The following is a 12,992-nucleotide window of genomic DNA, read 5'->3' on the forward strand; positions in this document are numbered from 1 at the left end:
CCTTCCATGGCAGGACGCATCGTCTCACGCGTGACGGAACGGGATTACGATGAGGCGATCATGACGAGCGATCGCGAGATCCGACGGGCGCTGGCCCGCGCAGAGGCCGGGAAGTCCCTCGACCACGACGAGGCGCTGGCGCTGGCGTCGGCGCGAGGCGACGACCTCGTCCGCCTGTCCGCCGTCGCCACCCGCGTGCGGGACGCGGCGATGGAGGCCGCAGGCCGGCCCGGCGTCGTCACGTACTCCCGCAAGGTCTTCATCCCCGTCACCCGGCTGTGCCGAGACCGCTGCCACTACTGCACGTTCGCGACGACGCCGAACCGCGTCGACGCGCCTTTCCTATCACCGGACCAGATCGTCGCGATCGCGGCGCAGGGCGCGGCTCAGGGGTGCAAAGAGGCCTTGTTCACGCTCGGCGACCGTCCGGAGGACCGCTGGCCCCAGGCCGAGGAGTGGCTCCACGAGCACGGCTACGACGACACGCTGTCGTACGTGCGGGCGATGGCGATCCGTGTGCTCGAGGAGACGGGCCTCCTGCCGCACCTCAACCCTGGCGTGATGTCGTGGGCGGAGCTGCAGCGGCTGCGGCCGGTCGCGCCGTCGATGGGCATGATGCTCGAGACGACGGCGACGCGCCTGTGGTCGGAGCCGGGCGGTCCGCACTATGCCTCCCCCGACAAGGACCCGGCGCTGCGGATCCGCGTGCTCGAGGACGCCGGGCGCATCGGCATCCCGTTCACCACCGGCATCCTCGTCGGGATCGGCGAGACCGTGTCCGAGCGTGTCGACGCGCTGTTCGAGCTGCGCCGGATCGCGCGGACGTACGGCTCGGTGCAGGAGGTGATCGTCCAGAACTTCCGCGCCAAGGACGACACGGCGATGCGCAACGAGCCTGACCTGGGCGTCGAGGAGTACCTCGCGACGCTCGCTACCGCGCGGATCGTCCTCGGCCCGTCGGTGACGATCCAGGCGCCGCCGAACCTGTCCGACCCAGCCTCGATCGCACCGCTGCTCGCGGCTGGCGTCGACGACTGGGGCGGGGTCTCGCCGGTCACGCCGGACCACGTGAACCCCGAGCGTCCCTGGCCGCAGATCGACGACCTCGCTCGCTGGACCGCCGAGTCCGGGCTGCAGCTGTCCGAGCGGCTGACCGCGCACCCGCGCTTCGTCCGCGAGACGTTGTCGGGGGAGCGGCCGTGGTTCGACACCCGGCTGGCGCCGCACGTGTCTGCGCTGGCCGCACCCGACGGCCTCGCCGCCGCCGACGCGCCGGTGGTCGGGCGCCCGTGGCAGGAGCCCGAGACCCCGATGGAGGCCGCCGGTCGTACGGAGCTGCACACTGAGGTCGACACCGTCGGGCGCAGCGCGGACCGGCGCAGCGACTTCGCGGGGGTCTACGGCGACTGGGACGAGGTACGCGAGCACGCCTCGCGCACCTCCGTACCAGTCGGGCTCCCGTCCGTCCCCGCGCGGCTCGACGCCGACGTCCGGACGGCGCTGTCGCGGGCAGAGGCGACGCCGGGCGGGTTGTCCGACGCCGACTACCTCGCGCTGATGACCGCCGAGGGCCCGGCGCTCGACGCGGTCTGCCGTCTCGCCGACGACCTGCGGCGCGACGCGGTCGGTGACGACGTCACGTACGTCGTCAACAGGAACATCAACTTCACCAACGTCTGCTACGTCGGGTGCCGGTTCTGCGCGTTCGCGCAGCGCAAGTCCGACGCCGACGCCTACACGCTCTCGCTTGACCAGATCGGCGACCGCGTCCGTGAGGCGGTCGAGCTCGGCGCGACCGAGGTCTGCCTGCAGGGCGGCATCTCACCCGACCTCGGCCCCTCGGCCTACGCCGACATCGTGCGTGCCGTGAAGGCGGCGTCGCCCGGCATCCATGTCCACGCGTTCAGCCCGATGGAGGTCGTGACCGCGTCGGCGAAGGCCGGGCGCTCGATCCGCGACTGGCTGACCGAGCTGCACGAAGCAGGCCTCGACACCATCCCGGGGACCGCCGCCGAGATCCTCGACGACGACGTGCGCTGGGTGCTCACCAAGGGCAAGCTGCCCGCCGCGCAGTGGATCGAGGTCGTCGAGACGGCGCACTCGCTCGGGATCCGGTCGAGCTCGACGATGATGTACGGCCACGTGGACAACCCGCGCCACTGGGTCGGGCATCTGCGGACGCTCTCCGAGGTGCAGGACCGTACGGGCGGCTTCACCGAGTTCGTCGCACTCCCGTTCATCCACACGAACGCGCCGATCTATCTCGCGGGCGTCGCCCGCCCCGGACCGTCCATGCGCGACAACCGGGCCGTGCACGCACTCGCCCGGATCATGCTGCACGGACGGATCGACAACATCCAGACGTCGTGGGTCAAGCTCGGCACCGAGGGGACGCGCGCGATGCTGCAGGGCGGTGCGAACGACCTCGGCGGCACGTTGATGGAGGAGACGATCAGCCGGATGGCCGGGTCGCAGCACGGCTCGGCGAAGACCGTCGAGGAGTTGCGAGTGATCGCCGAAGGGATCGGGCGTCCGGTGCGTGAGCGTCGTACGGACTACGTGCACCAGCGGGTGGCCTGACCGAATCACCCCGCGCGGGCGATGCCGGGTGTCGCGCGGCGCGTGAGAGTTGATCCGGCTGGCGCAGTGTGCGCCGGCCGATGACTTGCGGAAAGGCACCCCAATGGACGATTTCTGGGACTTCTTCTGGCTCCTCGTGTGGAGCTTCGTCTTCGTGGCGTACCTGATCCTGCTCTTCCAGATCCTGACTGACCTCTTCCGCGACCGTGACCTCAGCGGGTGGTGGAAGGCGGTGTGGGTGATCTTCTTGATCATCTTCCCGTTCTTGACGGCGCTCGTGTACCTCATCGCGCGCGGCGGCGGCATGGCCGAGCGGCAGATCGCGTCGATGCGGGCGGCCAAGGCGGAGACGGATCAGTACATCCAGCAGACTGCGGGGCATGCGAGCCCTGCGCACCAGATCGAGACGGCGAAGGCGCTCCTTGACGCCGGCACCATCACGCAGGCGGAGTTCGACCACCTGAAGGCGAAGGCGCTCGCCGGCTGACCGCTCCCACCGGGACGTCATACGTATGGGGGGTTCCGACCCCCCATACGTATGACGTCCCGGTGTGCGTCCGGAGGTCAGCGTGCCGGGACGGAGCTGCGCCACATCACGGCGCCGAGCGACAGTCCGAAGGCGACGACGAGCGCGATCGCGTGATGGGCGAGGGCGACCACGATCATCTGGACGACCGAGGCGTCGGGGGGCGTGCCGGGCTCGTCGATCGCCGACGGCCGGGCGATCGCGACGACGAGCAGCACCGCGAGCAGCGCGATCGGCGGGACGACCATCGGCGCATACAGGGCGCTCCGTGCGGCGGCCAGCGCGTTGGTTGCCGACACCAGGACGAACATCGTGTCGAAGAACCAGCCGAGCCGGCCGGTCGTCGCGATCTCGAGCCAGGCTGTGGAGAACGCAAGGGTGACCGCGACGAGAGCGATGCCTCGTGCGGTCAGGTCCGCCTCGGCGGCACGGGCCGTCCACGCCCTGCGGTGGCGCGGCTTCGACCGTTGCGGCCCACGTGAGAGCCTGGCCCACTGCTGCACGCACCCACGCTAGGGCGTCAGGGCACGATCAGCCTGTACGGCGCGCCGTGTGCGGGCTGCTCGAGCCGTCGGAGCGAGCCTCCTCGGCCGACAGCAGCGCCTCGACGAGGGGGTCGGCAGGCGCCGGCTCGAGCTCGGGAGCCTGCAGTGCACGGGCGCGCGTCTCCACCGGCGCAGGCGCGTCGAGCTCGGTGTCGGGGGCGTGCATCTCGGACATCCGCCGTGCGGTGACCAGGACACGGGTCTCGAGCGAGCCGACCGCGCCGTTGTAGGCGCCGACGGCGGCGTCGAGGCTGCGACCGACCTTGCCGAAGTGCTTGCCGAGCGTGCCGAGGCGCTCGTACAGCTCACGGGCGAGCGTGTGGACCTCGCGGGCCTGGTCGGCGAGCTGCGCCTGGGTCCAGGCGTAGCCGACCGTCCGCAGCAGCGCGATCAGCGTGGTGGGGGTCGCGAGGACGACGCGCTTCGCGGCGGCGTCCTCCAGCACCGACGGGTCGGCGTCGAGTGCGGCCGACAGGAACGCCTCGCCCGGCACGAAGAGCACCACGAACTCGGGCGCGGTGGGGAACTGGCGCCAGTAGGCCTTGGCAGCGAGCCCGTCGACATGCGTCCGGAGCTGGCGCGCATGTCGTCGCAGATGGGCGGCGTACTCGTCCTCGTCGTCGGCCTCGGTCGCATCGAGGAAGGCGTCGAGCGGGACCTTGGAGTCGACCACGACATGCTTGTCGCCGGCGAGGTGCACCACCATGTCGGGGCGTAGCGCGGCTCCGCTGTCACGGACCGTCGCCTGCAGGTCGAAGTCGACGCGGTCGACCATGCCGGCGAGCTCGGCGGCGCGCTGGAGGTGCATCTCGCCCCACCGGCCACGCACCTGTGGCTTGCGCAGCGCGGTGGACAGCGAGGCGGTCTCGCGCCGCAGCGACTCGCTGGTCGTACGGACCTGCTCGACCTGCTCGCGCAGCTGGCTCTGCCACGAGACACGCCCCTCCTCGATCTCGCGCAGGCGCGTGTCGAAGCGGTCGAGGCTCTCTTTGACCGGCCCGACGGCCCGCTCGGCGACGTGCGCCGAGAGCTGCGCGTGGTCGGTCGCGGTCGCGCCCTGGCGGCGCAGCAGGCCGCTGCCGAGGACCAGTCCGACGGCGAGTCCAGCGACCAGGGCGAGAAGCGCGACGAGGAGCAAGGTCATGCGGTCAGGTTGTCAGCGGCGACTGACACTTCTCGGGAGTGCGCCCCGCGCGTCGCGGCGTGTCGGGCCACCCACGCCGCCGCCGTCCCGGCCGCCGCGAAGAGCGCCCCGAGCACGACCCACCCGACCGTGCCGTGCTCGATCGCCGTCGCCGTCACGAGGACCGGCGACACCATCGCCGCGACGGCGTACCCGGTCTGGGTCAGTCCCTGGTACGCGCCGGCACGCCGCGGGTCGGCGAGCTCGAACGCCATGCCCCACCCGCCGGCTTCACCGAGGATCTCGCCCAGCCCGTGGACCAGAGCAGCCACGACGAGGAGGCCGCACGCGGTCACGACGTCGCCGTAGCCCGCCAGCGCGTACGCCACGCACGCCCCGGCGAGGAGCCACGACCCCCGCCGCACGGCGACTCCTGCTTTGCGCACGTCGTGCGTGCCTCGCGACGCTCTTACCTGGAGCGACGCGACCACGACCGTGTTGAGGACGAGCAGCACCGAGACCATGGCGGTCGGCGCCTCGGTCGTCGCGATCCACAGCGGGACGCCGATCGTCTGGAGGCCGAAGTGCATCGCGACCACGGCGTTGGCGACCACGCTGGCCACGTACGTGCGGTCGCGCCACGGCGACAGGCTGCGGACGAGCGTGGTCTCGACAGGCTCGACCGGCGGGGTCTGGGCGAGCATCGCCTCCGCGAGCGCGAGCGCGGGCACGGCGCGCGGGAGCCGGACGACCGGGACCGCCGCCACGAGCAGGAGGATGCCCGCGGCGAGCATCGCGGCCCGGTACGCGGCTGAGGTGTCCACGACGAGCGCGGCCGCTGCGGTGACGGTGCCGAGTCCGATGCACACGTTGGTGACGACGCGCATCCGCGCCCGGAGGGCGACCCTTTCGGGTCCGACGTACCAGCGCGCGATGATCGCCTGCTTCGCCGTCCCCTGCGCCGAACGTGTGCCGACCGCGACGCAGGCGACGAGGACGAAGGCGAGAGCGTCCGCGGCGAAGGTGTACGCGAGCATCGCCATGCCGTTCAGCGTCATCGCCCACGACTGCACGTGGTGGGCGCCGACCCGGTCCGACAACCAGCCCCCTCCGTACGAGGCGCCGACCCCGATGCCTCCGGCGATGCCGAGCCCGAGCCCGACGGTGGTGGCCTCCAGACCGATCACGCGGGTGAAGTAGAGCGCGCTCACGGTGTAGAAGACGCCGCTCGACAGGGAGTGTGCCGCCGTGCTGAGAGTGAGAGCCCGGGCGACCCGGTCGCGCGGGAAGAATGTCTCGATCACGGATCAGTTCTCGCCGATCGCGCGGGGAGTGCGAAGAGATATAGCATATGACTTCATGGTCGGCCTCCTCGAGTACGAGCTGAACGGCAGGGATCTGGGCGATGTCCGCTTCGCGATCTCGCCGATCAATGAGCTGGCCCTGTCGCTGCGGACGTTCCGGGAACCGGGCCGCTTCCCTGTCCACCTTCCGTGGCTTCGCGAGACGCAGGACGCCCGTGACCGGCTCGACACGACGATGCTTCGCGCGCTCAGCAACGCCTCCTTGTCGACGCCGGACTTTCTCAGCCCGCGGCCGGACAGTCCACTGACCCGCATCGACACCGAGCTGCAGGCGCTGGCGCGAGTCGAGGAAGGGCGCCTGGGCGCCGACCTCCGCGCGGTCCATCCGGAGGGCCTTCCGTACCCGTTGCGGGGGTCCCTCGAGGCGGCCCGCCGCCGCATGCTGCGTGCGCTGCAGGCGTACTGGGACTCCTGCTTCGCCCCGTGGTGGCCACGGATGCGTGGCGTCCTGCAGGCCGACATCGTGCACCGTGGTCGTGTCGCGGCCACGGAGGGCGTCGGCGCGATGCTCGGAGGGATCAGCGACCGCGTCTCCCTCGACGGCGACGTCGTACGGGTGCGGCTGAACTCGCCCCTGCGCACCCGGCGCCCGACGGGTGGTGAGGGACTGACCCTCGTCCCGAGCCTTTTCACCCGCGGCGCGAGTGTGCCGATCGGGAAGGACGAGCCGCCGATGATCATGTACGGGGTGCGTGGTGCGGGGACACTTTGGCAGGCGGAGGCGCGGCGTTCGTCAAGGGTGCTCGCCGACCTGCTCGGGGCGACACGCGCGGGCCTCCTCACGGCGCTCGCGTCGCCGGCCTCGTCGACGGAGCTGGCCGGGCGGCTCGGGGTGACCACGCCTGCGGTCAACCAGCACCTGCGGGCAATGCGCGGCGCCGGGCTGCTCACGAGCGCGCGGCACGGGAGGTCGGTGCTCTACCTGCGCTCGGAGCTCGGGGATGCGCTCGTCGCTGGGGGAGGACGGATGTCGGTCCCGAGTGGTACGAACGAGGGATGACCGAACTGCCGAGGCCCAGCTCACTGCCGCTCCCGATCCAGACCGAGCGACTCGTGCTGCGCCCGTATGGCCACCGCGACGCGCCGCGGGTGCTCGACATCCACCGCAGGCTCGACGTGATCCGATGGCTCGGCGACCCCCCGTACACGCCGATGGCCTCACTCGTGGAGGCCGCAGCATGGATCGACGACCTCAACCGCCTGCATGAGGCCGACCCTCGCTGCGTCGGTCTCGCGGCAGAGGTGCGCGAGAGCGGCGTCGTCGCGGGCACGGTGATGATCGCGCCGTGTCCCCACAGTGAGCCGCTCGACCTGCAGGTCGGCTGGCATCTCCATCCGGACTCGACCGGTCGCGGCTACGCCACGGAGGGTGCTCGCGGATTGCTCGACGCGGCGTACGCGCACCTCGACGGCACCGCACCGGACCGGCCACTGCTCGATCTGGTGTGGTGCGGCATGTTCCCGGACAACAAAGGGTCGGCCGCGATCGCGAGGCGGCTCGGCCTCGAGGATCTCGGCGTGCGTGACGACCCCTGGTACGACGGTGACAGCCAGCTCTTCCAGACGACCCGCGACCACTGGACGGGAGCCCGTCGGGAGCGCCCCGTACGCTAGTTCCTCGTGGCACTCAGCATCGGCATCGTCGGACTCCCCAACGCGGGCAAGTCGACCCTCTTCAACGCTCTGACCAAGAACGACGTCCTCGCGGCGAACTACCCGTTCGCGACGATCGAGCCCAACGTCGGCGTGGTCGGTGTTCCCGACCCGCGGCTCGACGAGCTGGCGAAGATCTTCGGCTCGGAGAAGATCATCCCCGCGACCGTGCAGTTCGTCGACATCGCCGGCATTGTCCGCGGTGCGTCGGAGGGTGAGGGTCTCGGCAACAAGTTCCTCAGCCACATCCGCGAGTCCGACGCCATCTGCCAGGTGACGCGTGTGTTCCGTGACCCCGACGTCACTCACGTCGACGGCAAGGTCTCGCCGAGCGACGACATCGAGACGATCCGCACCGAGCTGATCCTCGCCGACCTCCAGACCCTCGAGAACGCCCTCCCGCGTATGGAGAAGGACGCGAAGAAGGACAAGGAGCTCGTGCCGGTCGTGGAGGCCGTCAGGGAGGCCCGTACCCATCTCGAGGCGGGCACGGGCGTGTTCGCCGCGGGGCTCGACCCGGCGCCGCTGCGCGACCTGCACCTGCTCTCGGCCAAGCCGCAGCTGTTCGTCTTCAACTGCGATTCTGACGAGCTCGCCGACGAGGAGCTCAAGCAGCGGATGCGCGACATCGTCGCTCCCGCCGAGGCCGTCTTCCTCGACGCGAAGTTCGAGGCCGAGCTGGTCGAGCTCGGTGACGACGACGAGGCCCGCGAGATGCTCGCCGAGATGGGCATCGACGAGCCCGGGCTCGACGTGCTTGCGCGGGTCGGGTTCGAGACGCTCGGCCTGCAGACGTACCTCACCGCCGGGCCCAAGGAGGCTCGCGCTTGGACCATCAAGAAGGGTGCCACCGCCCCCGAGGCGGCCGGCGTCATCCACACCGACTTCCAGCGCGGATTCATCAAGGCCGAGATCGTGTCGTACGACGATCTCGTCGCCGCCGGCTCGATGAGTGCGGCGAAGTCGGCGGGCAAGGTCCGTATGGAGGGCAAGGACTACGTGATGGCCGACGGCGACGTGGTGGAGTTTCGTTTCAATGTGTAGGCGAGTTCCGGTCCAACGTCTGGTCCCTGCCTGTAGCTCCGGCTCTGACAATGCCTCGATAGATGTCGAACGAACCCTTGGGGATGTAGTCGTCATCGAGCAGGCCAAGGGTGCCGACCGCTTGACCGCCTGACGTGTCCGCGTCGCGGAGCCCAAAATACTCGCACACCGTGATGTTGAGTTCTTCTGCCACGTGCTCGAGCGTCGCCACCATCTGAGTGATCGACCGGGCTTGCGCAGCTGCAGTTCGGCCGTTTCCGCTCGGTGAGCCGAACTCCGCGATGTGGATGGGTTTCCGGTGGGGAATCTTCGCTGCTGCGAGGCTGTGCAGGCGAAGGTGTCGTACCGCATTCTCAGTGAGAGCTGGAACGGCTTCTGGCGGGATGGGCGAGAAGGCATCAGGGTAGAGACCGAGGCCGACGTAGTCGACGTAGTCGGCGAACTGTTCTGCAGGCACGTTCGCAAGCATCTGCCAGAACTCGTCGTCGCCGCCCAGCCAATCGGCCGGCTCAGCGACCGAGAAACCGACCTGTACGTGTGCGGGTGCCGCCCGCTTTGCGTGGGGGAGTCCTTGTACGAGGGCTTCCATGACTCCCGGCGAGCTCCCATCGATCAATGGGATGGGGAAGTTCGGTTCCAAGGTCACTTGGAGGTACCGGACAATGTGTCCGTAACGCTGCAGAACGGCATCGAGAAACGCGAGCCATCCGGATATGTCCTCAGTCGAGGGGAGATAGCTGACCACAAGATCCAGCTCACGTCGGCTCTGGAGATACCACTGGTCAGGCATGGTGAGGCCAGCGAGTTCATCTCCGGCACCGAGTGAACGGACGATTTCTGGGTCTGGATCGGCACCTAGGAAGTGGATGTACTCGCGGATCACGTGCGGGGATCCGCCTGTGAGGTCGTCGACGGCCGAGGCGATTCTTTCGGGGCGATCCGGCTTTGCGCTGGTTGTGCCCGCGCGGCCGGCGACATAGATGCCGTACTGCATGAGGGCTTGTCTCCAATCCATTCGATTTCTGCAGATTCAATTCGGTCGCGGAGCTGTTCAAGCCAGCTCGCTTCCGAGGCGAGCATGCGCAGCCAGTATTCGACCTCGATCATTTTGATCTCGGCGAGATCGGTGGGGCTGTCACTGAGATCGGCGATCTCCTGCCGGATCCGACGGGTTCTCTCATCGAGGGCGTCCTCAGCTCGCTCCTTGCCGAGGAGGCCGATGTAGGCGAGCGCGGTGACAAAGTCGGCATCCATGGCGGGCGCGGTGCGGATGGTTTCCTCGACTCGGTGCCGCATGTGTGTGAAGCCAGCCTCGGTGAGGTCATAGATCGTCCGCGGCGGCCGGTTTCCCACACGTTCAGGCGAGCGTGGCGTGACGAGGTCAGCGTCGGCCAGCGACTTGGCGAGAGTGGTGATGCTGCTTCGGGAGGCGTGGAGATGTCGGTAACGGTCGTTGAGGCGCGAAGTAAGCCCATACGGGTGGTCCGCCTGCTCGAGGAGGAGCCCCAGGGCGGGTAGCGACAACTTGCTGTGGAGGGCGTTCGTCGGCACACGAGGAACGATAGACGTATACATCTATTGCCGGCAAACGGGGGCTGTTGCACGGAGAGGTGACAGCCGAGTGGCCTAACCAGTGAGTTGGGCTGGAGGGGTTTCCGCCGTGACGAAGCCGTACCCGAAGGAGCTCCGCGGGCGACCTGGCCCGCGTGGCCAGCGACGTCAGCGGATGCGTGGTCAATGCCGACCGCGCGAGGATCCCAATTCAGGAGCCGAGAACGTGTGCGCGCCCTGAGCCGTCACGACATGGTCCGCCTCGAGACCATCATGACCACGCCTGCCATCCAGGCTGCGCGGCTCATCACTGTCATCTCATCGTGCAGGATGGTCGGGTGGAGGGATGTCGCGCGCCCGTTCACTGCCATCACGGTCGCGGCGAGGCCCATGTCTTGTTGCGGACCTGTTGCCATCCGCTCCGGGCCGGGGCCGGAGCGGAGTGATTCGAGAGTGGTTTGTGGCCTGTGTCGATCATCGTTCGCGCCCACCTCAGCGACCCGGGCAGCTGGTCCGCACGTGATGGTCCGCAAGAAGTCCGCGCCACACCATCGTTTGCCGTCAACGGTCCAAAGTTCCGTTTCAATGTCTGACCGGATGCGGCAGCGAAAGTCGGGTGGGATGCCGACCCTCAGGGCGAGGATCGTGGTCGAAAGGAGGACCACATGATCGGCACTCTCAACTCCCTGATCGACCTGGTCGAGGTCGATATGGGCGAGCCCCTCGACGTCGAGGCATTCGCCCGCGAGCACGCCACCACGGAGTATCACCTTCGGCGAATGTTCTCGGCGCTGGCGCAGATACCCCTATCGGAGTACGCGCGCCGCCGGCGGATGACGCGTGCGGCGGCTGACCTCGTCTCCGGTGCGCCCAGCCTGCTGGACGTCGCCGTGGCGTACGGCTATGGCTCGGCCGAGGCGTTTGGGCGTGCCTTTCGCGCGGTGCACGGGATCAGTCCCGCGGACGCGCGTGAACGTGGTGGTCCGCTCAGCACCCAGCCCATGCTCAGATTCCGTCTGAGCGTAGAAGGGAGCGTCCCCATGGACGTCACCATCACCACTCGCCCTGCCTTCGCGCTCGCCGGACACGCGGCGCAGGTCCCGCTCCTCCACCAGGGTGTCAACCCGCACATCCAGGAGCACATCGCGGGTCTCGCCCCGGAGGAGCACGCGCGACTCAAGGCGCTCTCCAACAGCGAGCCGGCAGGCATCTTGGCCGTCACCGAAGGCATCGATCCTGATGCACCCGAAGGATCACCCCTCACGTACCTGCACGGAGTGGCGGTCACCGACACGACGCCAGTGCCAGAAGATCTCGACGTGATCGCGCTCGAGGCGGGGACGTGGGCTGTGTTCTCTTCGCAGGGGCCCTTCCCGGAGACGTTGCAGCAGCTGTGGGCGGCGACGGCGACGGACTGGTTCCCTTCGAACCCGTGGCGATTGCGTCCCGGTCCCTCGATCCTGCGCTATCTCGAGTTCACGGGCACCCACGCCGCATGCGAGCTCTGGCTGCCCGTCGAGCGCGCGCGCTGAGGGCGTCCACGTGATCTGGCCTGCCGCCTGACGGGTTGCGACAAAACCCGGACATAACGCCCACTCGTCTGCATGCGCTCAGGGGACGTTGTGTGCAAACGGGGGAGTCTGGGATGAGGAAGCTTCTGGTTCTCGGTGTGTCAGGGGTGTTGGCAGTCGGCCTTCAGGTCAACGTGGCCGCAGCAGCAGACAGGGAGACCGACGGACAGGCTGCGGCGCAGCAGGCGGAGCCGTCCGACCCTCCGAAGGCTGAGGAGCCTGCCGAGGAGCCGGAGGCACCCGACGAGTCCGGAGGCGACGACGTCGCGTCCCCTGAGCCGTCGCCGGAGCCATCGAAGGACGACGAGGCCAAGCCTGAGACAAAGACCAGGCCAAGCCGGTGACGAAGAACGAGGCCAAGCCGGAGGTCGAGGGCGAGACGCCCAAGCCCACGCCGAAGCGCCGGCGCGCGCCGACTTCGCGCCGTACAAGGTCGAGGCGTGGTGGAAGATGACGCGCGTCGACGAGTCCGCGCTCGGCGGCTCAGGTCAGGTCTACGCGGGGGCGTCCGAGCCCCCTCGACCTGCACGCCGACCCTCTACCGGGTCGTCTCGTACGACATCGAGAAGCAGGCCGACGAGGACCGGCTCCGCGAGCTGAAGGCAAGCGGCGTCTCGGCGGGAGAGGACGCGTCGCTCGACCCCGCGCCGTCGCGGATCGTCACGCTCGAGGACCCGTACCTGTGCGACCAGGAGGTCACTCCTGTGAATCCGACCGTCCAGCAGGCGGTCTGCACGGGGCCAGGGCAGTACTCGCCGCCGTCGATCACGCTTCCGGCTGACACCGACCTGCTGTCGACCACTGCCGACCCGGAGCCGGTGTTCGCCGACGACCTGCCGGACGGCTGGGTGGTGAGCGCCGCTTACGGGTACGCCGACTACACGATCACGCTCACCGTCCCGGACTGCGTCGAGAAGGTGACGCCGCCGGCGCCGACCTGGGTCGACGACTGCGGCCCCGGCAACGGCTCCTGGGAGTTCACCGGCACCGAGGCGTACACGTAACTCCGAGACGGTCAACGAGGACGGGTCGATC

General features: G+C 69.1%; 13 protein-coding genes. 8 read left to right on the plus strand and 5 right to left on the minus strand.

Annotated features, from left to right (window positions below; translation table 11 throughout):
• Nucleotides 1-60 precede the first annotated feature (60 nt).
• Nucleotides 61-2,580, plus strand: coding sequence for a bifunctional FO biosynthesis protein CofGH (locus HCT63_RS05630; RefSeq protein ID WP_167001858.1), 2,520 nt, complete (start codon nt 61-63; stop codon nt 2,578-2,580).
• 103 nt (nt 2,581-2,683) lie between these two features.
• Nucleotides 2,684-3,067 (plus strand): SHOCT domain-containing protein, encoded by a 384-nt coding sequence (locus tag HCT63_RS05635; protein WP_167001860.1) that lies wholly within the window; start codon nt 2,684-2,686, stop codon nt 3,065-3,067.
• A 77-nt stretch (nt 3,068-3,144) separates the two neighbouring features.
• On the opposite strand, the gene HCT63_RS05640 is transcribed toward HCT63_RS05635, so the two are convergent.
• The 3 genes from HCT63_RS05640 to HCT63_RS05650 are packed head-to-tail and all read right to left on the minus strand — an operon-like array spanning nt 3,145 to nt 6,078.
• A complete protein-coding gene (locus HCT63_RS05640; protein WP_167001862.1) occupies nt 3,145-3,609 on the minus strand; it encodes a DUF6542 domain-containing protein in 465 nt (154 codons plus the stop codon).
• A 28-nt stretch (nt 3,610-3,637) separates the two neighbouring features.
• A complete protein-coding gene (locus HCT63_RS05645) occupies nt 3,638-4,795 on the minus strand; it encodes a DNA recombination protein RmuC (RefSeq protein WP_167001864.1) in 1,158 nt (385 codons plus the stop codon).
• Nucleotides 4,792-6,078: an MFS transporter gene (locus HCT63_RS05650; protein WP_167001866.1), complete on the minus strand. Its 1,287-nt coding sequence runs from the start codon at nt 6,076-6,078 to the stop codon at nt 4,792-4,794. Before HCT63_RS05650 ends, HCT63_RS05645 begins: the two co-directional genes overlap by 4 nt.
• 55 nt (nt 6,079-6,133) lie before the next feature.
• Between HCT63_RS05650 and HCT63_RS05655 the strand changes: the two genes are divergently transcribed.
• The 3 genes from HCT63_RS05655 to ychF are packed head-to-tail and all read left to right on the plus strand — an operon-like array spanning nt 6,134 to nt 8,835.
• On the plus strand, nt 6,134-7,138 hold the full coding sequence (locus HCT63_RS05655; protein ID WP_167001868.1) for a DUF5937 family protein: 1,005 nt from the start codon (nt 6,134-6,136) through the stop codon (nt 7,136-7,138).
• A complete protein-coding gene (locus tag HCT63_RS05660) occupies nt 7,135-7,752 on the plus strand; it encodes a GNAT family N-acetyltransferase (protein WP_167001870.1) in 618 nt (205 codons plus the stop codon). The genes HCT63_RS05655 and HCT63_RS05660 overlap by 4 nt, the downstream gene beginning before the upstream one ends.
• Before the next feature lie 6 nt (nt 7,753-7,758).
• Nucleotides 7,759-8,835: a redox-regulated ATPase YchF gene (gene ychF / locus HCT63_RS05665; RefSeq protein WP_167001872.1), complete on the plus strand. Its 1,077-nt coding sequence runs from the start codon at nt 7,759-7,761 to the stop codon at nt 8,833-8,835.
• Here the strand turns inward: ychF and HCT63_RS05670 are convergent.
• Complete coding sequence (locus tag HCT63_RS05670) at nt 8,825-9,718, minus strand: hypothetical protein (protein ID WP_167001874.1); 894 nt, start codon at nt 9,716-9,718, stop codon at nt 8,825-8,827. The genes ychF and HCT63_RS05670 overlap by 11 nt on opposite strands.
• Nucleotides 9,715-10,386: a PadR family transcriptional regulator gene (locus tag HCT63_RS05675; protein WP_167001876.1), complete on the minus strand. Its 672-nt coding sequence runs from the start codon at nt 10,384-10,386 to the stop codon at nt 9,715-9,717. Before HCT63_RS05675 ends, HCT63_RS05670 begins: the two co-directional genes overlap by 4 nt.
• A gap of 665 nt (nt 10,387-11,051) precedes the next feature.
• Here HCT63_RS05675 and HCT63_RS05680 point away from each other — a divergent pair.
• The 3 genes from HCT63_RS05680 (at nt 11,052) to HCT63_RS05690 (ending at nt 12,961) form a co-directional block, all read left to right on the plus strand.
• A complete protein-coding gene (locus tag HCT63_RS05680; RefSeq protein WP_167001878.1) occupies nt 11,052-11,918 on the plus strand; it encodes an AraC family transcriptional regulator in 867 nt (288 codons plus the stop codon).
• Nucleotides 11,919-12,031: 113 nt separating this feature from the next.
• Nucleotides 12,032-12,301: a hypothetical protein gene (locus HCT63_RS05685; protein WP_167001880.1), complete on the plus strand. Its 270-nt coding sequence runs from the start codon at nt 12,032-12,034 to the stop codon at nt 12,299-12,301.
• A 96-nt stretch (nt 12,302-12,397) separates the two neighbouring features.
• A complete protein-coding gene (locus HCT63_RS05690; protein WP_167001882.1) occupies nt 12,398-12,961 on the plus strand; it encodes a hypothetical protein in 564 nt (187 codons plus the stop codon).
• Nucleotides 12,962-12,992: the final 31 nt, after the last annotated feature.

It is taken from the genome of Mumia sp. ZJ430 (genome assembly GCF_011751845.1).
Lineage (GTDB): Bacteria > Actinomycetota > Actinomycetes > Propionibacteriales > Nocardioidaceae > Mumia.